General features: G+C 68.5%; 17 protein-coding genes. 8 read left to right on the top strand and 9 right to left on the bottom strand.

The window, feature by feature from the left end:
• Positions 1 to 111 precede the first annotated feature (111 nt).
• From gmhB to glyQ, 3 genes are all read right to left on the bottom strand, one after another.
• Positions 112 to 666: a D-glycero-beta-D-manno-heptose 1,7-bisphosphate 7-phosphatase gene (gene gmhB, locus MKP05_RS08515; protein WP_240567914.1), complete on the bottom strand. Its 555-nt coding sequence runs from the start codon at positions 664 to 666 to the stop codon at positions 112 to 114.
• A 471-nt stretch (positions 667 to 1137) separates the two neighbouring features.
• Complete coding sequence (glyS, locus tag MKP05_RS08510; RefSeq protein ID WP_240567913.1) at positions 1138 to 3204, bottom strand: glycine--tRNA ligase subunit beta; 2067 nt, start codon at positions 3202 to 3204, stop codon at positions 1138 to 1140.
• Positions 3205 to 3206: 2 nt separating this feature from the next.
• Complete coding sequence (glyQ, locus tag MKP05_RS08505) at positions 3207 to 4160, bottom strand: glycine--tRNA ligase subunit alpha (protein ID WP_110284432.1); 954 nt, start codon at positions 4158 to 4160, stop codon at positions 3207 to 3209.
• A gap of 102 nt (positions 4161 to 4262) precedes the next feature.
• On the opposite strand from glyQ, the gene rfaD reads away from it, so the two are divergent.
• Both rfaD and waaF read left to right on the top strand, forming a co-directional pair.
• Entirely contained in the window at positions 4263 to 5219 is a 957-nt protein-coding gene (gene rfaD / locus MKP05_RS08500; protein WP_240567912.1) for an ADP-glyceromanno-heptose 6-epimerase, read from the top strand.
• Positions 5212 to 6270, top strand: coding sequence for a lipopolysaccharide heptosyltransferase II (gene waaF, locus MKP05_RS08495; RefSeq protein WP_240567911.1), 1059 nt, complete (start codon positions 5212 to 5214; stop codon positions 6268 to 6270). Before rfaD ends, waaF begins: the two co-directional genes overlap by 8 nt.
• Before the next feature lie 7 nt (positions 6271 to 6277).
• Here waaF and MKP05_RS08490 read toward each other — a convergent pair whose 3' ends face one another.
• The 3 genes from MKP05_RS08490 to MKP05_RS08480 form a co-directional block, all read right to left on the bottom strand.
• A complete protein-coding gene (locus MKP05_RS08490; protein WP_240567910.1) occupies positions 6278 to 7951 on the bottom strand; it encodes a sulfatase-like hydrolase/transferase in 1674 nt (557 codons plus the stop codon).
• Positions 7952 to 8043: 92 nt separating this feature from the next.
• A complete protein-coding gene (locus MKP05_RS08485; RefSeq protein ID WP_240567909.1) occupies positions 8044 to 8808 on the bottom strand; it encodes a glycosyltransferase family 2 protein in 765 nt (254 codons plus the stop codon).
• Positions 8805 to 9908, bottom strand: coding sequence for a glycosyltransferase family 9 protein (locus tag MKP05_RS08480; protein ID WP_240567908.1), 1104 nt, complete (start codon positions 9906 to 9908; stop codon positions 8805 to 8807). The genes MKP05_RS08485 and MKP05_RS08480 overlap by 4 nt, the downstream gene beginning before the upstream one ends.
• A gap of 38 nt (positions 9909 to 9946) precedes the next feature.
• On the opposite strand from MKP05_RS08480, the gene MKP05_RS08475 reads away from it, so the two are divergent.
• Together MKP05_RS08475 and MKP05_RS08470 are read left to right on the top strand one after the other, a co-directional pair.
• The gene (locus tag MKP05_RS08475; protein WP_240567907.1) at positions 9947 to 11089 is read left to right on the top strand and encodes a glycosyltransferase family 4 protein; all 1143 of its coding nucleotides are present in this window, start codon (positions 9947 to 9949) and stop codon (positions 11087 to 11089) included.
• Positions 11086 to 12123 carry a glycosyltransferase family 9 protein gene (locus tag MKP05_RS08470; protein ID WP_240567906.1) on the top strand — a complete coding sequence of 346 codons (1038 nt, stop codon included), beginning with the start codon at positions 11086 to 11088 and terminating at the stop codon, positions 12121 to 12123. The genes MKP05_RS08475 and MKP05_RS08470 overlap by 4 nt, the downstream gene beginning before the upstream one ends.
• Here MKP05_RS08470 and MKP05_RS08465 read toward each other — a convergent pair.
• On the bottom strand, positions 12081 to 12827 hold the full coding sequence (locus MKP05_RS08465) for a 3-deoxy-D-manno-octulosonic acid kinase (protein ID WP_240567905.1): 747 nt from the start codon (positions 12825 to 12827) through the stop codon (positions 12081 to 12083). The genes MKP05_RS08470 and MKP05_RS08465 overlap by 43 nt on opposite strands.
• Here MKP05_RS08465 and MKP05_RS08460 point away from each other — a divergent pair.
• The 3 genes from MKP05_RS08460 to waaA are packed head-to-tail and all read left to right on the top strand — an operon-like array spanning position 12826 to position 16665.
• Positions 12826 to 13926 (top strand): glycosyltransferase family 9 protein, encoded by a 1101-nt coding sequence (locus MKP05_RS08460; protein WP_240567904.1) that lies wholly within the window; start codon positions 12826 to 12828, stop codon positions 13924 to 13926. The two genes, MKP05_RS08465 and MKP05_RS08460, sit on opposite strands and share 2 nt — an antisense overlap.
• Positions 13916 to 15346: a bifunctional D-glycero-beta-D-manno-heptose-7-phosphate kinase/D-glycero-beta-D-manno-heptose 1-phosphate adenylyltransferase HldE gene (gene hldE / locus MKP05_RS08455; protein ID WP_240567903.1), complete on the top strand. Its 1431-nt coding sequence runs from the start codon at positions 13916 to 13918 to the stop codon at positions 15344 to 15346. The genes MKP05_RS08460 and hldE overlap by 11 nt, the downstream gene beginning before the upstream one ends.
• A complete protein-coding gene (gene waaA / locus MKP05_RS08450; protein ID WP_240567902.1) occupies positions 15346 to 16665 on the top strand; it encodes a lipid IV(A) 3-deoxy-D-manno-octulosonic acid transferase in 1320 nt (439 codons plus the stop codon). The genes hldE and waaA overlap by 1 nt, the downstream gene beginning before the upstream one ends.
• A 26-nt stretch (positions 16666 to 16691) precedes the next feature.
• On the opposite strand, the gene rpiA is transcribed toward waaA, so the two are convergent.
• Entirely contained in the window at positions 16692 to 17366 is a 675-nt protein-coding gene (rpiA, locus tag MKP05_RS08445) for a ribose-5-phosphate isomerase RpiA (protein WP_240567901.1), read from the bottom strand.
• 269 nt (positions 17367 to 17635) lie between these two features.
• Between rpiA and ilvA the strand changes: the two genes are divergently transcribed.
• Positions 17636 to 19150 (top strand): threonine ammonia-lyase, biosynthetic, encoded by a 1515-nt coding sequence (ilvA, locus tag MKP05_RS08440; protein WP_110284444.1) that lies wholly within the window; start codon positions 17636 to 17638, stop codon positions 19148 to 19150.
• A gap of 398 nt (positions 19151 to 19548) precedes the next feature.
• Here ilvA and MKP05_RS08435 read toward each other — a convergent pair whose 3' ends face one another.
• Positions 19549 to 20181, bottom strand: a complete 633-nt coding sequence (locus tag MKP05_RS08435; RefSeq protein WP_240567900.1) for a 5-formyltetrahydrofolate cyclo-ligase — start codon at positions 20179 to 20181, stop codon at positions 19549 to 19551.
• Positions 20182 to 20184 lie beyond the last annotated feature (3 nt).

The raw sequence follows: 20184 nt of genomic DNA, 5'->3' as shown, positions 1-20184 counted from the left end.
CGCAGGCTGCTTGCCTGCGGGGGTTTTGTCTGTCAGGAGCATTTACACTGCCTTGCTTGCAGCTTGCAGCTTGCAGCTTGCAGCTTGCAGCTTGCAGCTTGCAGCTTGCAGCTATCGGGTATCGAGGAGCCAGTCGACGAAGGCCGCCAGGTCGTCGAAGACAAGAACATCGTCCAGGCCCTTGCCATTGGCCAGTGTGCGTTCCCCCTTGCCCGTCCTGACCAGCACCGGGCGGCAACCCAGCGGTTCGCCGGCCTGCAGGTCTCGCAGGCTATCGCCGACCATCCAGCTGCCCAAGAGGCTCTCGAGCTCCAGGGCATCGCGAATCTGCTCGAGGAGCCCGGGCAGCGGCTTGCGACAATCGCAGTCATCCTCGGGGCCATGCGGGCAGTAGGCGATATGGGCGATCTCGCCACCGGCCGCGGCGACTCGACGCCCGAGCTCCTCGTGCATGGCGGCCAGGGTGGCTTCGTCGTAGAAACCGCGGGCGATACCTGACTGGTTGGTGGCCACCGCGACGGTCCAGCCGGCCCGGGTCAGCCGGGCGATGGCGGCAATGGCGGAGGGGTAGGGGAGCCATTCGTCGAGGGACTTCACGTAAGAGTCGGAATCTCGGTTGATGACGCCGTCACGGTCGAGGATCACGAGCTTGGGTGGGTTGGCCATGGGGAGGTCACGAATCAGTCGCTGGGGGTGCCCAGTGTTTCACGTGGAACATCCGGTTGCCAAGCGACGGAGAGAGATGCAGGGCTATCGCAATTGACTGTCGCGCGGGGCGTCGGGGGCAGGCCGAAGAGGAGGTCCTACGCCAGGGGGAGGCAGATTCCGCCGAGCGGGTTGGCCATCCATGGCCAAATACCGGCCCTACAAGCGGAGCAGGATGCGAAAGCGCAGCAGGGCGTCGGTAGCAATGGGAGGAGTTAACAGCGCCTCCTCGCAGGCCTGCCGGCGGATCAGCCCCGAGCAATGCTGCTATCTGCGATTGCCCTGGGGAGAGGCCGGAGGATGTTCCACGTGAAACATCCCATGTCGGAGAGGCGCCTGGTGGAGGGGCAGCGGGGGCACATGTGCAACAGGACCAGGGCATGAAAAAGGCCGGCGAATCCATCTCGCCGGCCCTGTGCGTGGGGAGTCCGGTTACTGCTGCAGTTGGGCGATATCGGCGACTTCCAGGAACAGCGCCTGCAGGCCCGCGAGCAGTGACAGCCGGTTGCGACGGACCGCCTCGTCCTCGGACATGACCATGACCTGGTCGAAGAAGGTGTCGACCGGTTCGCGCAGGCTCGACAGGGCGTCCAGTGCCTCGTGGTACCGCCCCTCGGCGAACAGCGGCATCACCGTTTCGCGGCGTTCGGCGAGGGCCGCATGGAGGGCCTTCTCGGCGGCTTCCTCGAGCAGTGCGGCATCCACCCGTGTCGAGCCGTCGTGCTCCTGCTTGGCGAGGATATTGGAGACCCGCTTGTTGGCGGCGGCCAGGGCGGCGGCTTCCTCGCGGCTGGCGAAGGCGTGTACCGCCCGCAGGCGACGGGCGAAGTCGAGAGGCCGGGTGACCGGGCGTGCCCGCACGGCGAGATAGATCTCGGCCTCGATGCCCTCGTCCTGGCCCCAGGCGCGGAAGCGGTCGAGCATGTAATCGAGCACCTCATCGACCAGGGACTCGGCATAGGGAAGTTCCTGGTGCTGGGCGGCCGCCAGTTCGAGGAGCTCGCGCAGGTCGAGGGCGAGCTCGCCCTTGATCAGGATGTTGAGCACACCGATGGCGGCACGGCGCAGGGCGAAGGGGTCCTTGGTGCCGGTGGGCCGCTGGCCGATGCCGAAGATGCCGGTCAGGGTGTCGAGGCGGTCGGCCAGCGCCAGGGCCAGGCCGGTACGGGTGCGGGGGATCTCGTCGCCGGCGAAGCGGGGCAGGTACTGCTCTTCCAGGGCCTCGGCCACATCCTCGGGTTCGCCGTCGTGGGTGGCGTAGTAGCGGCCCATGGTGCCCTGCAGCTCCGGGAACTCCAGCACCATCTCGGTGACCAGGTCGCACTTGGCCAGCTCCGCGGCGCGCCGGGCATGAGCCACGTCGCCGTCGATGCGGCCGGCGATGAAGGCGGCCACGGCGGCGGTGCGGTGCGCCTTGTCGGCCAGGGTGCCGAGCTGTTTCTGGAACACCACGCCGGAGAGCCCGCCGATGTGGCTGGCCAGTGGCCGCTTGCGGTCGGTGTCGTAGAAGAAGGCGGCGTCGGCCAGGCGCGGGCGGATCACCTTCTCGTTGCCCTCGATCACCTGCTGGGGGTCCTGGCTGTCGATATTGGAGATGGTGATGAACAGTGGCTTCAGGCCACCCTGCTCGTCGAGCAAATGGAAGTATTTCTGGTTGGTCTTCATCGAGGAGATCAGGCACTCCGCCGGCACCTCGAGGAAGCGCTCGTCGAAGCTGCCGGTCAGGGCCACCGGCCACTCGACCAGGCCGCTGACCTCGGTGAGCAGTTCCTCGTCGATCACCGCCAGGCCGTCCTGGACCTCGGCCTCGGCCAGCACCTGCTCGCGGATGCGCTCGCGGCGCTTGTCGCGGTCGGCCAGTACCCAGGCGGTCTCCAGCACGGCGAGGTAGTCGTCGGCATGGGCCAGTTCGATGGCGTCGGGCGCATGGAAGCGATGCCCGCGAGTGGTGCGGCCGGCGCGAAGGCCCAGGGCCTCGGCTTCGACCACCTCACTGCCGTAGAGCATCACCAGCCAGTGGACTGGACGGGAGAACTCGACCCGGGAGGCCCCCCAGCGCATGTTCTTGGGCACCGGCAGGGCGCCGATCGCCTTCTCGACGATGGCGGGCAGCAGGGCGGTGGTGGCCTCGCCCGGCTGTCGCTCGCGGTGGCCGAGCCAGGTGCCCTTGTCGGTCTCCAGGTGGATCAAGTCGTCGACGATGACGCCGCAGGAGCGGGCGAAGCCCTCGGCGGCCTTGGTCGGCTGGCCGTCCTTGAAGGCCGCGGCCAGCGCCGGGCCGCGCCGCTCGATCTCCCGGTCGGGCTGCTTGTCGGCGAGTTCGCGGATCTGGACCGCCAGGCGTCGCGGGCTGGCATAGGCGAGCACCTCGCCGAAGGTGACCTCGGCCTCGGTCAGGCCGCGGCGGATGCCTTCGGCCAGGGCGTCGGAGAGGGTGTCGATGGCGCTCGGCGGCAGCTCCTCGACGCCCAGTTCAACCAGTAGGGTGTTGGCAGCCATGCTCATGCGTCTCCCTGTTCGGCGTCGGCCAGCAGTTCGTTGCGCAGGGCCTCGGGGGCCAGCGGGAAGCCGGCGGCCTTGCGTGATGCGTAATAGGCGTGGGCCACGTCACGGGCCATGGTGCGAACCCGCAGGATGTAGCGCTGGCGTTCGGTGACCGAGATGGCGTGACGGGCGTCCAGCAGGTTGAAGGTGTGCGAGGCCTTGAGCACCTGCTCGTAGGCGGGCAGTGGCAGGGACGCCTCGAGCAGCTTGGTGCACTCCCGCTCCTGGTGGTCGAAGGCAGCGAACAGCGCCGGCACGTCGGCGTGCTCGAAGTTGTAGGCAGACTGCTCGCGCTCGTTCTGCAGATAGACGTCGCCGTAGCTGACGCGGGTGCCATCCGGTGCCATGGTCCAGACCAGGTCGTAGACGCTGTCGACGTCCTGCAGGTACATGGCGATGCGCTCGAGGCCGTAGGTCAGTTCACCGGTGACCGGGTAGCATTCCAGGCCGCCGGCCTGCTGGAAATAGGTGAACTGGGTCACCTCCATGCCGTTGAGCCAGACTTCCCAGCCCAGCCCCCAGGCACCGAGGGTGGGAGACTCCCAGTTGTCCTCGACGAAGCGGATGTCGTGCACCAGCGGGTCGAGGCCCAGGCGCTTCAGCGAGCCCAGGTAGAGCTCCTGCAACTCGGCGGGGGATGGCTTCATCACCACCTGGAACTGGTAGTAGTGCTGCAGGCGGTTGGGGTTCTCGCCGTAGCGGCCGTCGGTGGGCCGGCGGGAGGGCTGCACGTAGGCGGCATTCCAGGTCTCGGGGCCGATGGAGCGCAGGAAGGTGGCCGGGTGGAAGGTGCCGGCACCGACTTCCATGTCCAGGGGCTGCAGGATCACGCAGCCCTGTTCGGCCCAGTACTGCTGCAGGGCGAGGATCAGGCCCTGGAAGGTTGCCACGTCTGGCGTCGACTGTGTCATTGCGAAAGCACCGTTGGCCATGAATTCACGAGGCGTCAAGTATACAATCACAGGCAGATCGGTTATAGGCGCAGTCCGCTGTGCCCCAACGAGGACATCCCAATGATCGTAGTGACAGGCGGAGCCGGCTTCATCGGCTCGAATCTGGTCAAGGCACTCAACGCCCGCGGCCGCGACGACGTGCTGGTGGTCGACGACCTCTCCGACGGCACCAAGTTCGTCAACCTGGCCGACTGCACCCTCGGCGACTACCTGGACAAGGACGACTTCCGCGCCCGGGTCGAGGCGGTGTTGCGCGGCGAACCCTCCAGGCTGCCGCCGATCGAGGCGATCTTCCACGAGGGGGCCTGCTCCGACACCACCGAGTGGGACGGCCGCTTCATGCTCGACAACAACTTCGAGTACTCGAAGGTGCTGCTGCACTTCTGCCAGCGGCAGGGCATTCCCTTCCTCTACGCCTCCTCGGCGGCCACCTACGGCGGCAGCGAGGTGTTCGTGGAGGCACCGGAGCACGAGAAGCCGCTCAACGTCTACGGCTACTCCAAGCTGCTGTTCGACCAGTACGTGCGGGCGCGCTGGGATGACTTCCAGAGCCAGGTGGTGGGCTTTCGCTACTTCAACGTCTATGGCCCCCGCGAACAGCACAAGGGCAAGATGGCCAGCGTCGCCTACCACCACCACACCCAGGTGAGCGCCGGCGAGAATCTCAAGCTGTTCGGCGCCTGGGACGGCTATGAAGCGGGCATGCAGAGTCGCGACTTCGTCTACGTGGGCGACGTGGTCGACGTCAACCTGTGGTTCCTGGACCACCCGGAGCGGTCCGGCATCTTCAACCTGGGGACCGGCCGCGCCGAGCCGTTCAAGGCGATCGGCGAGGCGGTGATCGGCTTCCACGGCAAGGGCGAGATCGAGTACATCGACTTCCCCGAGGAACTCAAGGGACGCTACCAGAGCTACACCCGGGCCGATATCTCGCGGCTGCGCGAGGCCGGCTATGACCGCGAGTTTCGTACCGTCGCCGAGGGGGTACGCGAGTACCTGGAGTGGCTGCATGGCTGAGGCCGGCACCGCGCACCCGCCGACGGGCAAGCGGATCCTGGTGGTGGGACCTTCCTGGGTGGGTGACATGGTCATGGCCCAGAGCCTGCTGATGACCCTCAAGGCGCGTCATCCCGGTTGCCGGATCGGCGTGGTGGCCCCGGCCTGGTCGCGGCCGATCCTCGAGCGCATGGCGGAGGTCGACGAGGTGGCGTGTCTCGAGACGGGCCACGGCGAGTTCGGTTGGCGGGCTCGGCGGGCACTGGCCAGGGATCTGCGCGGACGCTTCGATCGGGCCATCGTGCTGCCGCGCTCCTGGAAGTCGGCCCTGGTGCCCTTCCTGGCGGGCATTCCACGGCGTACCGGTTTCACCGGCGAGCAGCGCTATGGCCTGCTCAATGACCGCCGCCGGCTCGACAAGACGGTGCTGGACCAGACCGTCAAGCGCTTCGTCGCCCTCGGCCTGCCCGCCGCGCAGGCCGAGCCGGGGACCTTCGCCATTCCCCCTCCGCGGCTCGCCGTCGATGCCGACAACCTCGATGAATTGCGCCCGGCCCTCGGGCTCTCGTCGCGGCCCGCCATCGGCATGATGCCGGGAGCGGAATACGGCCCGGCCAAGCAGTGGCCGCTCGCCTACTTCCGCGAACTGGCTGCACGGCTCACAGCCGAAGGCTTCGAGGTCAGGGTCCTGGGGGGGCCGAAGGACGAGGCCGCCGGCGAGACGATCAGCGCGGGACAGGCCCATGTGCACAATCTGTGCGGACGCACCCGGCTGGCCGATGCGGTGGACCTGCTGGCGGACTGCCGCCAGGTGGTCACCAACGATTCGGGCCTGATGCATGTGGCGGCCGCCGTGGGCACCCGGGTCCAGGCGATCTATGGCTCCTCCTCGCCACGCTACACCCCGCCGCTGACCGACAATGCCGAGATCCATTATCTCGGCCTCTCCTGCTCGCCCTGTTTCGAGCGGACCTGCCCGCTCGGTCATACCCACTGTCTGGTGCAGTTGCCTCCGGAGCGTCTGCTGAAGGCGGTGCTGGCGTCGACCGAGACGCTCATCGCCCGGGGGTAGCCGCGGTTCACTGCACCATGGCGGGCTCCTCGCCGGTGGCATCCTCCGGGTTCTCCACGACCTGCTCCGGCTCCGGCGGCGCTTCCTCGGGCGGCCGCTCGGGTACCAGCCCATCCCACATGTGTTTCTGCAGCGCCGTCTCTTCGCGCAGACGGTCGTTGACGAACTCCCTGTCGTACAGTTCCAGCAGGGTCGGAGAGGAGGAGAGCAGCGAGGCACCCAGGCCGGCACGGTTATCCTCGATCTCGAACCCCATGGCCTCGAGCACGGTCGGCAGGACGTCGAGCGTGGAGGACTCACGCCGCACCCGGCCCAGCGGGACCTCGGGGCCCAGCAGCATGAAGGTGTTGTCCCGTTCGTCGCGGATCAGGTCATCCCATGCCGAGACGCGCATGGTCAGGTGGTCGCTGGCGATCACTACCAGGGTGTTCTCCAGCAGGCCCTCGGCCTCGAGCCGCTCGACCAGGTTCCGGGCCAGCCAGGCCGAACACTCGACCGAATAGAGGATGTCGGCACCATCGAATTCGCCCTGGCGATCGATGCAGCTCTGCGCCGGATAACCGTAGGGGGCATGGCCGGACAGGCTCAGGGTGACGACGCCCCAGGGGTCGCCGGTCTGGTCCAGGCGGCGAATCTCCTCCAGGGTGAAGGCGTAGAGGGAGTCGTCGTATAGCCCCCAGTTGTTGAGATACTCGGGATCCTCGAGCCGCGGGCGCAGCTCCTCACGGCCCAGCACGGTATCGAAGCCGTGGTCCTCGTAGAAGACACCCTTGCCGGCGAAGGCCGTGCTGGCGCCGCCCAGGTAGGCGAGTCGATAGCCCTGGTCGGCGAGCAGGTCGCCGAGGCAGTCGATGCCGGGCACCACCTGGCCCAGGGGCTCGAACTGGCTGTCGTGGAGCAGGCCGGCGGGCATCAGTGGCGTGCCGCACTGGCTGGCGATCATGCCGGCCATGGTCCAGCCGGTGTTGTCGAGCTGGCGCACGGCCTCGAAGACCCGTCCCTGCTCGCCGAGGGCTTCCAGGTCGGCATAGGCATCGCCGAAGCGCTCGCGGTCGCCGTAGGTGCGCTCGATGCTCTCCAGGTAGAGCAGCAGCAGGTTGGGCGGGTCCGCGGGGGCCTGCCGGATCACCGGCGCGACATAGCGGCGCTCCAGCCAGGCGCCGTCGTCGGTGACGATGGCGGCCCCGCGCTGGGTGATGCCGAAGAGCAGGGGGTTGCTGGCCAGCAGGCCCAGGGCCAGCAGAGGCTCCCAGAGCCGCCAGCGGTGATCCCTCCTGATCAACCAGGTGAAGGAGACGAGCAGAGCGACCATCGACAGGTTGTAGAGCACCGCGGCCAGCTTGCGGTCGACGCCGCCGTGATCGGTCATGCCCGCCTGCAGATGGAAGAACACCGCTCCCAGGTCGACGTTGCCGAAGCTGGCCGCCAGGTAGACATAGAGCCCCCAGAGGGCGATGGGCAGCAGCGACCAGGGCCAGACGCGGGCCGGCGGACGCGGATGGCGCGGTGCCCCCCAGCGCAGCAGCCAGCCCAGCCCGAGCCAGGCGCCGGCGATCGGCACCAGGCCCCAGGGTGGCAGCAGGGTCACGGTCACGGCGGCATGGCCGATCCACAGCCCGATGACGAGCAGGACCCACCAGCGAGGTCGGCGCAGGGGGGAGAGGGGGGCGGGGAGGGGCATGACGATATCCCGGTTGGGTTCGCGGTTAGCTTATCAAGGCGGAGCAGCCGGATGGAGCCCCGGCCGCCTTTGCGGCGCGGCCGGGGCTCCCGTCACTCATCGTCCCGGTGACTGTCGTTCTCGTACAGTTCGTTGAGCTTGGCGTACTTCATGTAGGCATGGAAGGCGGTAGTGATGGCCACGGTCAGGCCATCGGCCCCCTGGAGGATGCCGCCCTTGAGGATCAGCTTGCGCAGGGTCGCGCTCGCGGCATGCAGGGCGGGCCGCCACGCCGAGGGGGTGACCCCTCGCTCCTTCATGGCCCAGGCATCCCGGGAGGACAGCTGATCGATACGCTGTATCCAGTGGGAGAGGCCATCGTAGGTGAAGTGACGGATGTGCGCGCCGGTATCCTGGACCCTGGGTGCGTGCACCGAGGCGTGGCCCTTCTTCGGCAGGTAGCCCGAGGTGGTGCGGTTGTAGAGCCGGACCACCCTGTCCGGGTAGAACCCCGCCGCCCTGATCCAGTGGTTGGCGCAGAAGTTGCGGCGGTTGAAGCGGTAGGCCAGGGCGGGATCATCCAGCGTCAGGGCCTGGATGGCGGCCACCGCATCCTCCTCCAGCCGCTCGTCCGCATCCAGGCTGAGGATCCAGTCGTTGGCGGCATGGGGAACGCCGTGGGCCTTCTGGGGGCCGTCACCGAGGTATTCCTGCAGCAGGACCCGCGCTCCCTTGCCTTCGGCGATGCGGACGGTGTCGTCCTGGCTCAGCGAATCGACGACGATGATCTCGCTGCAGACCCGCTGCAGGGAGTCGATGCAGGCGGCGATCCGCTGCTGCTCGTTGAGCGTGATGACGATGCCGGTGATGGGCTTCATGGCGCGGGCTCGTTGATGGTGAGTGTCTGGATGTGGTGCGCGATTTGCTCTGCCGCCGCCTGCAGGTCGATGCTCGTCATGTCGGTCTCGTCGGCGCCATGCGGTGGGCTGAAGGCCAGGCGATGGGCCCGGGCATTGCAGGTCTGCCAGCGCAGGGGGGTGGCCGAGCGTCGAGCCGGGTAGAAGCCCGCCGTGGGGCGATCCAGGCAGCCGGCGATATGCAGGGGGCCGGTGGAGCCGGCAATGAACAGGTCCGCCGCCGCGAGGCTCAGGGCGAAATCATCGAGCCCCTGGCGGGGCGGTAGCCGAGTGGCGTAGAGTCCCTCGGCGACGAGCAGGTCGCACAATGCATCGGCCGTCGCCTCTTCCCCCGGCCCCGCGGTCAGCAGCCAGGTCGGTCGTGGGGCGGACGCCGTCGCGAGGCGCGATTCGACCTCGCGGATCAGCTCGCCATACTGGTCGGGCGACAGGTTTACCGCCGAGCCACCATGACCGGGATGCACGAAGATCCAGGGGCGCCTGGCGTCGAGGCCGAGCTCACCCGCGAGACGGGCGCGCTGGGCGTCGCGGGTGCCGTCGGGCAGCGGCCAGAAGGGGGGGGCCGGGCGCGGTGGCAGGGGGTGGCCGAGCTCGTCGAGCAGGCCTTCGGCCAGCTCCAGGTTGTAGACGTACTCGGGCTTCTCCGAACGCGACCTGCGCTGGGTGATGCGTCGGTTGTAGAATAGCTGGGCCCACTTGGTGGCCGGGGCGAGGCGCAGCGGTATGCCGGCCCGCCAGCCCAGCCAGCCGATACGCGGGGTGGAGAAAAGCGTCAGCAGGGCGTCGAAGCGGCCGTCGCGCAGCCTGGTCAGCAGTTCGCGTCGGCCATCGGCCCCGGCGTCATCGCCCGGGTCGAGCAGCACCTCGTCGATCCAGGGACAGAGCCTGGCGATCGGGGCGGTGTAGGCCGGCACCAGCACGCTCACATGGGCGGCCGGGTCGGCTGCCTTGAGGCAGGCCAGTGCCGGCCAGGCCAGCATGAAGTCACCGAGCTTGTCGTTGCGAACCACCAGCAGGCGGGAGCGGCGTTCGTCCATGGCAGTGGCGGAAATTATCGTCATCCGGGCTCCCGGGCCCCGATACCGGAAAGGAGTCAACCTTGTCCCACAAGGTCATGCATATCTGCCTCTCGCACGGCTGGGGCGGACTGGAAATGTATCCTTCGCGGATTATACCCGAGCTGAAGCGTCAGGGGTGGGAGCCCCATGGCCTGGCCCTGTCCGGCTCGCGTGTCGCCGCGAGCCTGGAGGAGGCCGGCATCACGCCGCTGCAGGTGCCGACCCAGGGCCGGGCACTCTTGGCGATGGCACGGATCCTCGCCTACCTGAAGGCCAATGACATTCGCGTGCTGCACTGCCACAAGTCCAGCGACCTGCGCCTGGGAGCGCTGCTGTCGACCCTTCGGCCGGAGCTGAGGCTCTTCTTCACCGACCACATGGGCGTCACGCGGCCGAAGAAGGACCCCTACCACCGTTGGGCCTACGGGCGCGTCACCCGGCTGTTCGCCATCAGCGAGGCGACCCGCCAACGCAACCTGGCCGCCTTTCCGCTGCCGGCCGCGCGGATTCGCCGGCTCTACCTGGGGATCGATCCGGCAGTCTATGCGCCTCGCCTGTCGAGCGAGGCGCGCGAGGCACTGCGGCGCGAGCTGGGCCTTCCCGAGAGGGCCGTGGCGATCGGCCTGCCGGGGCGGCTCACCCCGGGCAAGGGGCAGGCGGCATGGGTCGAGGCCCTGGCGCTACTGGCCGACGGTTGGCCCGATCTGGCCTGGCACGGGGTGCTGATCGGCGGCCTGACGGCCGGTGAGGGCAGCAATGAAGACTACGTGGCGGCGCTCCGGGAGCGTGTCGCCGCGCTGGGCCTCGAGGGACGGGTCACCTTCGCCGGCTTTCGCCGCGACCTGCCGAGGTTGTTCGAGGCCCTCGATATCGTCTGCGTCCCCTCGCGCAACGAGGCCTTCGGGCTGACGGTGATCGAGGCCATGGCCGCCGGCAAGGCGGTCATCGGTGCCGATAGCGGCGCCATACCCGAGCTGATCGATGTCGACAACGGTCGCCTGGCATCGCCGGAAGCGCCCGATGCCTGGGCCGGGGCCATGGCCGAACTGGCCGCCGACGAGGGCCTGCGCCGACGGCTGGGCGAGTCGGCCCGGCGGCGGATACGCAAGGACTTCACCCTCGAGGCCCATGTGACGGCCCTGATCGAGGAGTACGCAGGGAACGAAGGGGAACTCGAGAGATGAAGGCGTGGATCGAGAAGGGCGGCTACCTCAATACGCGAGGACGTCGCTGGCTCTCCCGGCTCCACGTGGAGCAGGTTCGGCGGATCCTGGTGATCCGCCAGTGTGCCTTCGGGGACTACATGGCGGCCCGTCCCTTTCTGGTGGAGCTGCGCCGCTTCTTTCCCGGGGCGCATATCATCCTGAGCACCGTCAGCAAGTACCAGTATGCCGTGCCTGAAGATCTGGTCGACGAGGTCCATGTGCTGGACAGCCGCGGTGGACCAGGCGAACAGTGGCGTTCGCTGAGGGCGGTGGGCGAGGTCGATGTACTCTTCGACCTCGCCGATACCTCTCGCTCGCGTCTGCTGACCCTGATGACGACCGCACAGGTCAAGCTTGGCTTCCCTTATCGTCGGGTTTTCAACCACCTGCTCTTCGATGTGGGCATCCTGCGCTCGGATTTCCATTACGAGGCCGAAGTGCTGCTGGATTTCCTCAAGATCATGGGGCACAAGCCGCGCTATCCCCTGGAGTTCGCCATGCCGCGGCATCGACGCGCCCAGGCCGACCCATGTATCGCCTACTTTCCCTTCGCGTCCAGGGCGGAGAAGTCGCTGTCGCTGAGCACCTGGTGCGAGGTGATCGAGCAGGCGGCCGAGACGTTTCCACACTATCGCCATGTATTGCTGGAGGGGCACAAGGCGAAGGAGTCCGGCGATTTCCTGGCCGAGGTGGCGGCACGGCACGACAACGTCGAGATCCAGCCGCGGATGGGGCTCGATCGACTGGCGCCCTGGATGGCGAAGGCGAGCGTGCTGGTATGCGGTGATACCGGGGTGCGCAACCTGGCCCTGGCGACCCATACGCCGACCCTGGGCATCTTCTTCATGACGGTGCCGTTCCGCTATTGGCCCCGCTACGAGGATTGCCATGAGGCCGTGTTTCATCGGGACGGCCAGGTACCCGGCAGGATGGATATCCTCCAGGGGCTGGAGGAACTGCTGCAGCGTGTCTATCCGGAGCGTGGCGTGCCACGCGAACTCGGCGTCTCGTAGCCCCGCCGAATGGCGGCCATGGCCGCGTCGGCATCGAATTTCGCCAGCGAGCGCTGCAGACGCTCGAGGTTGGCTGCCCGCCAGGGGCCAGGGGCTCGCAGCCGGCAGCGATCGAGGTCGATCAGCCAGACCCGGTCGCGCTCGTCGACGAGCAGGTTGCGGGCGTTGAGGTCCACATGGTCGAGGCCGGCGTCGTGGAAGCGACGGACCGTGGCGCCGACGGTTTCCAGCAGGGGGGCGTGGTACCCTTCCCCGGCCAGGCGTGCGGCCAGGGCGCGGGCCCCGGGAAGACGCTCCGTGATCAGCGCCGCCTCGTAGGTGACGCCATGCCGGGTCACGCCGGCGGCCACCGGGCGCGGGACCGGCAGGCCACGCGAGAAGAGCTCGGCGGTCAGGCGCAGTTCGCGGAAGGCGCGGGTGCGCTCGAGACCGGTCCACAGGTAGCGGGCAGTGCTGATCCGGGCGATCAGGCCGCCGCGGCGATAGGGGCGCAGCACCCACTGGCCGCGCCCGGCATCGAGAAACAGGCTGGCGCCGCGGCCGGGTGCCTCGCCGACGACACGACCCTCTCGCCGCCAATGGTCGGGATCGAAGGCCTGCGGGCTAATCGGCGGACCGGTTTGTGGCGCCCGGCAGGCGTCACATAAACTGTCCGCATCATATAGAATGGAAACCCTTCCCGTTCGAAATGTTGCCAAGCGCATGAAGCATCCTCTGCCCGCCCAACCCCGGCACATCGGCGTGCTGCGACTCTCCGCCCTGGGCGATGTCTGCAACCTGGTGCCGACGGTACGCGCCCTGCAGCGCCAGTGGCCCGAGGCGCGTATCACCTGGATCATCGGCAAGGGCGAGCACAGTCTACTGGCCGGCCTCACCGGGGTCGAGTTCGTCGTCTACGACAAGGCCACCGGCGTGGCCGGCATGCGCCGGCTGTGGCGCGAGCTGGCGGACACCCGCTTCGACGTCCTGCTGCACATGCAGCAGGCGCTGCGCGCCAGTGTCCTCTCCCTGGGGTTGAAGGCCGGGGTGCGGGTAGGCTACGACAAGGCCCGCGCCAAGGACGCCCAGCACTGGTTCACCCATCGCCGGCTCGCGCCCCACCCCCGGGCCCATGTGCTGGAGTCGTTCCTGGACTTCGCCCGCCTGCTGGGGGTCGAGGACCTCTCGCTGGAATGGGACCTGCCGGTGCCCGCGGTCGCCTTCGACGAGGCCCTCGCCCTGACCGGCGATGCTGCCTACCTGCTGATGAGCCCCTGTGCCAACCCCCGGCTGCGCAACTTCCGCAACTGGTCTGCCGAGGGCTATGCGGCCGTGATCGAGCACGCCTGGGTTCAGCACGGGCTGAAGGCGGTGCTCACCGGCGGCGGCAGCACCCAGGAGCGCGAGATGGGCGAGCGCATCCAGGCCCTCAGCCGGCCGGAGGCGGTGATCGACGCCATCGGCGGCACCTCGCTCAAGGGGCTGCTGGCGCTGATCGCCCGGGCCCGGGCCGTCGTCGCGCCCGATTCGGGGCCGGTGCACATGGCCAATGCCCTGGGCGTGCCGGTGGTGGGGCTCTATGCCACCACCAACCCCGATCGCGCCGCTCCCTACCTGTGGCGCGAGTTCGTGGTCGATCGCTATCCGGAGGCGGTACGTGCCTACCTGCACAAGGCGCCGGAGACGCTTCCCTGGGGCCAGCGGGTACGCCACCCCGATGCCATGTCGCTGATCCGCGCCGAGGACGTGATCGAGCGACTCGACACTCTGCTCGCCGACACCACCGCTCACCAGGACACGGAGTCCCCTGCCGATGAAGCTTGATCTGACTGCCATGGAACACTCGCGCCTGCTGGTGGTGGGTGATGTGATGCTCGACCGCTACTGGCACGGGGGCACCTCGCGCATCTCGCCGGAGGCGCCGGTGCCGGTGGTGCGCGTGGAGGAGGCCGAGGACCGGCCCGGCGGCGCCGCCAACGTGGCGCTCAATATCGCCTCCCTGGGGGCCCATGCCGCCCTGGCCGGCATGGTCGGTGACGACGACAACGCCGACCGCCTGGGCAGCCGCCTGGAGAGCTCCGGAGTGAGCACTCACTTCGAACGCAGCCCCGGCATTCCCACCATCACCAAGCTGCGGGTGATGAGTCGCAACCAGCAGCTGATCCGCCTGGACTTCGAGCAGGGCCTCGGCGAGGTGGACACCTCGGGGCTGCTGGCACGGGTCGAGGCGGCCCTGCCCGACTGCGACCTGGTGATTCTCTCCGACTACGGCAAGGGCACCCTCAACCGGGTCGAGGCGCTGATCCGCCTGGTACGCGGCGCCGGCAAGCGGGTACTGGTCGACCCCAAGGGCGGCGACTTCCATCGTTACCGCGGGGCCAGCGTGATCACCCCCAACCTGACCGAATTCGAGGCCGTGGTGGGGCACTGCCGTGACGATGCCGAGCTGGCCGCCAGGGGGGAGGCGCTGCGCGCCGAACTCGAGCTCGAGGCCCTGCTGATCACCCGCAGCGAGAAGGGCATGACCCTGATCCGCGGCGACCACGAGCCGCTGCACCTGCCGACCCGGGCCCGCGAGGTCTATGACGTCACCGGTGCCGGCGACACCGTGATCGGCGTACTGGGGCTGGCGCTGGCCGCCGGCCACGGCTTCCCCGAGGCGATGACCCTGGCCAACCTGGCCGCCGGCCTGGTGGTGGCCAAGCCGGGCACCGCCACGCTCTCCATTGCCGAGCTCTACACCGCCCTGCACGGCGACAAGCTGGCCGAGTTCGGCGCCATCGAGGAAGGCCCGCTGATCGAGGCGGTGCGTGCCGCCCAGGCCCGCGGCGAGCGGGTGGTGATGACCAACGGCTGCTTCGATATCCTGCACGCCGGCCACGTGGCCTACCTGGAGCAGGCCCACAAGCTCGGCGACCGGCTGATCGTGGCGGTCAACGACGACGCCTCCATTGCCCGGCTCAAGGGGCCCAAGCGGCCCATCAACCCGCTGCCGCGGCGCATGCAGGTGCTGGCCGGCCTGGGGGCCGTGGACTGGGTGGTCGCCTTCGCCGAGGACACCCCGCAGCGGCTGATCGAGGCGGTGTTGCCGGACGTGCTGGTCAAGGGTGGCGACTATCGCCCCGAGCAGATCGCCGGCGGCGCGGCCGTGCGTGAGGCGGGTGGCGAGGTGAAGGTGCTGGGCTTCGAGGACGGCGTCTCCACCACGGCGATGATCTCCACCATCCTCGACCGCGAGACCTGATGGCCGCTCGCCAGCCGGCCCGGCGGGGGGCCCCCTGGGCGCGCCGGCTCTACTCGGCGGCCCTCTACGGGCTCGCGCCGCTGATCTGGCGGCGGGTCTGGCGCGAGCGGCTGCCTGGCCGACCCCGGCGGGAACGGCTGGGCCTGCTGTCTCCCGCCCTGGCCGGCGAGCGAACGATCTGGCTGCACTGTGCCTCGGTGGGCGAGGTTCAGGCCGCCCGGCCACTGATCGAGGCGCTGCTGGCGCACTACCCGGGGCATCTCCTCACCGTCACCACCATGACCGCCACCGGCGCCGAGCGCGTGCAGGCGTTGCGCGAGGCGCTAGCGGAACCCGGCGAAGCGCCGCGCCTTCGTCATGCCTTCGTGCCGCTGGACTTCCCCGGCGCGGCGAAGCGCTTCGTCGCCCGTCTCCGCCCGGAGCTGGCGCTGTTCTTCGAGACCGAGCTGTGGCCCAACCTGCTGCACGCCTGCCGGCGTCGAGGCGTCCCGGTGGCGGTGGTCAATGGCCGGCTGTCGCCCCGGGCCTTCCGGGGCTATCGCCGCCTGCGTCCGCTGATGCGGGACGCCCTGAGCCGGGTGGACTGGCTGGCCGCCAAGTCCGCCGCCGACGCCGAACGCTTCCGGGCGCTGGGCATGGCGCCGGCGCTTACCCGGGTGGTGGGGTCGCTGAAGTTCGACATCTCGCCGGATGGCGGGGCTATCGAGGTGAGTGAGCGCTTGCGAACGCGACTGGGCGAGCGCCCCGTCTGGGTGGCCGGCTCCACCCACCCCGGCGAGGACGAGCAGCTGTTGGCCGCCCATGCCCGGCTGCGCGAGACGCTGACGAGCGCCCTGCTGGTCCTGGTGCCCCGCCATCCCCGGCGCTTCGACGCCGTGGCCGCGCTCTGCCGGGAGCAGGGGCTGGCGCTGGCACGACGCTCCCGCGATGAATGGCCGGCCGCCGATACGGCCGTCTACCTGGGCGACACCATGGGCGAGCTGCTCGCCCTCTACGGCGCGGGCGACCTGGCCTTCGTCGGCGGCAGCCTGGCGCCGATCGGCGGCCACAACCTGCTCGAGCCCGCTGCCATGGGCGTGCCGGTCCTCACCGGCCCCGGGCTCGCCAACTTCGAGGACGTGGCCGAGGTGTTGCGCGAGGCCGGTGCCCTGGTGGAAGTGGCCGACGGCGAGGCGCTGGCCGGGACCCTGGTCCGACTGCTCGCCGACCGGAGTGAATGTCGGCGCCTGGCCGACGCCGGGCGCCGGGTGGTGGCGGCCAACCGTGGCGCCCTGGCGACCACCCTGGAGGGCCTGGCGACGCTGCTGCCTGATGAGTGAGCGCTCACTCATCAGGGGCGCCGGCCTCAGGCCGGGGTGAGCCGCTCGACGCCCCTCGAGGTGCCCAGCAGCAACACGTCGGCGCCGCGGGCGGCGAACAGGCCGTTGGTGACCACGCCGACGATGGCGTTGAGACGCGTCTCCATGGCGACCGGGTCGTCGATCATGAACTCGAAGCAGTCGATGATCTGGTTGCCGTTGTCGGTGACCACGCCCTGGCGGTAGACCGGATCGGCCCCCAGCTTGACCAGTTCCCGGGCCACGTAGGAGCGCGCCATGGGGATCACCTCCACCGGCAGCGGAAACTCGCCCAGTCGATCGACCTTCTTGGAGGCGTCGGCGATGCAGACGAATGTCTCGGCGCAGGCGGCGACGATCTTCTCGCGGGTCAGGGCCGCCCCGCCGCCCTTGATCATGTGCAAGTGAGCGTTCACTTCGTCGGCGCCGTCGATGTAGAAGGGGATGCTGCCCACGCTGTTGAGTTCGAACACCTCGATGCCGTGGCCGCGCAGGCGCTCGGCGCTGGCCTCGGAGCTGGCCACCGCCCCCTTGAAGTCGTGGCGCAGGGCGGCCAGGCGGTCGATGAAGAGGTTGGCGGTGGAGCCGGTGCCGATGCCGAGCACCGTATCGTTCTCGAGCGAGGGGGCGATCTCGTCGATGGCGGCCGCGGCCACGGCATCCTTCAATTCGTCCTGGGTCATGGGGAGCTCACTGTCTGATGGATGGCGGTGGGCCATTATAGGCCAGCGAGCGTCCCCTGCCGATGTCAGGGGGCGGTAACGCTCGAGGCTGATCCGGCGCCTCTCGCCCTCAGCTGCTGCGATGACCCCACGGGGGCCGGTAGCGCCAAAGCCCAACGATGGAAGGGGCTGCGCTGGACGCCATGCCTCCGGGAATGCTACCTATAGGGGTTCTCTTAATAGTGCAGCATCGCCGGCTGCCCTCTCGCATTACTCCTTGGGACATCAGGATGCTCGAAGCTACCGTCAAGAAGATTCTCCAGGCCCGGGTCTATGAAGCCGCCCGGGAAACGCCGATCTCCCCGGCCCCCTTCCTCTCTCGCCGCTTCAACAACCAGATCCTGATCAAGCGCGAGGACCTGCAGCCGGTCTTCTCCTTCAAGATTCGTGGCGCCTACAACAAGATGGCCCAGCTCAGCGAGGAGCAGAAGGCCAAGGGCGTGATCGCCGCCTCCGCCGGCAATCATGCCCAGGGCCTGGCCATGGCCGCCAAGCTGATGGGCGTCAAGGCGGTGATCGTGATGCCGCGCATCACCCCGGACATCAAGGTCCAGGCGGTGCGCGCCCGCGGGGCCCGGGTGGTGCTCAGGGGCGACGCCTTCGCGGCGGCCGCCGAGCATGCCCAGGAGCTGATCGAGGAGCACGGTTACACCTACATCCCGCCCTTCGACGACATCGACGTGATCGCCGGCCAAGGCACCGTGGCCATGGAGATCCTGCACCAGCATGCCGGCCCGCTGGACGCCATCTTCGTGCCGGTGGGCGGCGGCGGCCTGATCGCCGGCGTGGCGGCCTATATCAAGTACCTGCGGCCCGACATCAAGGTGATCGGCGTCGAGGCCGAGGACAGTGCCTGCCTCAAGGCGGCCCTGACGGCCGGCAAGCGGGTGGTGCTGGAGCAGGTCGGGGTCTTCGCCGAGGGCGTGGCCGTGGCCCAGATCGGCAAGGTGCCCTTCTCCATCATCCGCGACCTGATCGACGACGTCATCACCGTCAATACCGACGAGATGTGCGCGGCGGTGAAGGACATCTTCGAGGACACCCGGGCGGTGTCCGAGACCTCCGGCGCCCTGTCGCTGGCCGGGCTCAAGAAGTACATCCAGCAGACCGGGGCCGAGGGCCAGACGTTGCTGTGCATCAACTCCGGGGCCAATACCAACTTCGACCGGCTGCAGCACATCGCCGAACGCACCGAACTCGGCGAGCAGCGCGAGGCGATCCTGGCGGTGACCATCCCCGAACGGCCCGGCAGCTTCAAGAAGTTCTGCAAGACCATCGGCAAGCGCATGGTCACCGAGTTCAATTACCGCTATGCCGACCCGGAGAACGCCCATATCTTCGTCGGCGTGCAGGTCAAGCCCGGTGGCGAGGACCGCCAGGCGGTAATCGAGAAGTTGTGTGATGCCGGCTACCCGGTGGAGGACCTCACCGACAACGAACTGGCCAAGCTGCATATCCGCCACCTGGGCGGCGGCCGGCCGAAGGAGAGTTTCGACGAGGAGGTCTACCGCTTCGAATTCCCCGAACGCCCGGGAGCGTTGATGAACTTCCTGACCCACCTGCCCCAGGACTGGAACATCTCGCTGTTCCATTACCGTAACCACGGTGCCGCCTACGGTCGGGTACTGGTGGGGATGCAGGTGCCCAATGGCGACCGTTCCCATGTCGAGGAGTACTTCGACGAGATCGGTTATCGCTACTGGAAAGAGTCGGACAATTCCGCCTACCGGTTGTTCATGGCCTGAAGGGGCAGGCCGTCGCTGTGTAAGCACTGACTCACTGCGCAGGCGAGAATTGCCAAGTGTTTAAAAATGTAACCCCTGCGTGATGAAGGTTGTCATCGTGCAGGTGGTAGCCCTATAGTCACAGCGTTGCCGAGGCCTGATTGGCTGCAGGAGGCGACACCTTGACAAGGTCCTTACCACCACTCTTCCGACCCCTTGTGGTCGAGTCTCCAACGGAGTAGGCAATGAAGCGCAAGCCCGATCTGGTCATGGCACTGCTGCTGGTCTTCGGCATCGGCGTCGTGGCAACCGGCTATGCCCAGGCGCTGGTCGGCAGCTAGTACGACGCCGGCTGACAGCGCCATGACCAGAACCGCAAGACGACACGGGCCGATGCAGCGCATCGGCCCGTTCGCGTATCAGGGACGGATGATGCGCGCATCACTGACGATGGCGTCCAGCGGCACATCCCAGGGGGCGACCGGCAATCGCTCGACACGCTGGCAGTCGTGGGCCAGGCCGATCAGCCGCGGGCGTGGCCCCGGGCGACGGGTGAAGGCCAGGGTACGGTCGTAGAAGCCGCCGCCCATGCCCAGGCGCTGGCCGTCGTCATCGAACCCGACCAGTGGCAGCAGGATCAGGTCCAGCGCCCAGGCCGCACGTCGCCGGGCACGATGGGCGCCATGGCGGGTATCGGGCTCGGGAATGCCGAAGCGATTTGCCGTCATCGGGGTGTCGGCATGGTAGTGGACGAACCACAGCGCATTGTGGGAGAGCGGCTTGAGGACCGGCAGGTGCACGCGGGCATTACGCTCCCGGAACCAGGAGATCAGCCCCGTGGGATCGATTTCGCCATCATTGGGCAGGTAGAGGGCCACACGCCGGGCGCGCTGGACCTCGGGGAGTTGCTTGAGCCGCCGACACAGCCGCCGGGAGGCGTCGCGATGCTGGCGCGGTGTCAGGGCACGCCGTCGTCGCCGCAACTCGCGGCGTAGCTCGTGACGGGGGCCGTCGAAGGCAAGAGGTGCGGCAAGATCCTGCATGGTGGTCATGTC

It is taken from the genome of Halomonas flagellata, from assembly GCF_022487945.1.
Taxonomy (GTDB): domain Bacteria; phylum Pseudomonadota; class Gammaproteobacteria; order Pseudomonadales; family Halomonadaceae; genus Halomonas; species Halomonas flagellata.
The sequence above is the reverse complement of the archived record's forward strand: the minus strand, read 5'-3'. Positions and strand labels throughout refer to the sequence as shown.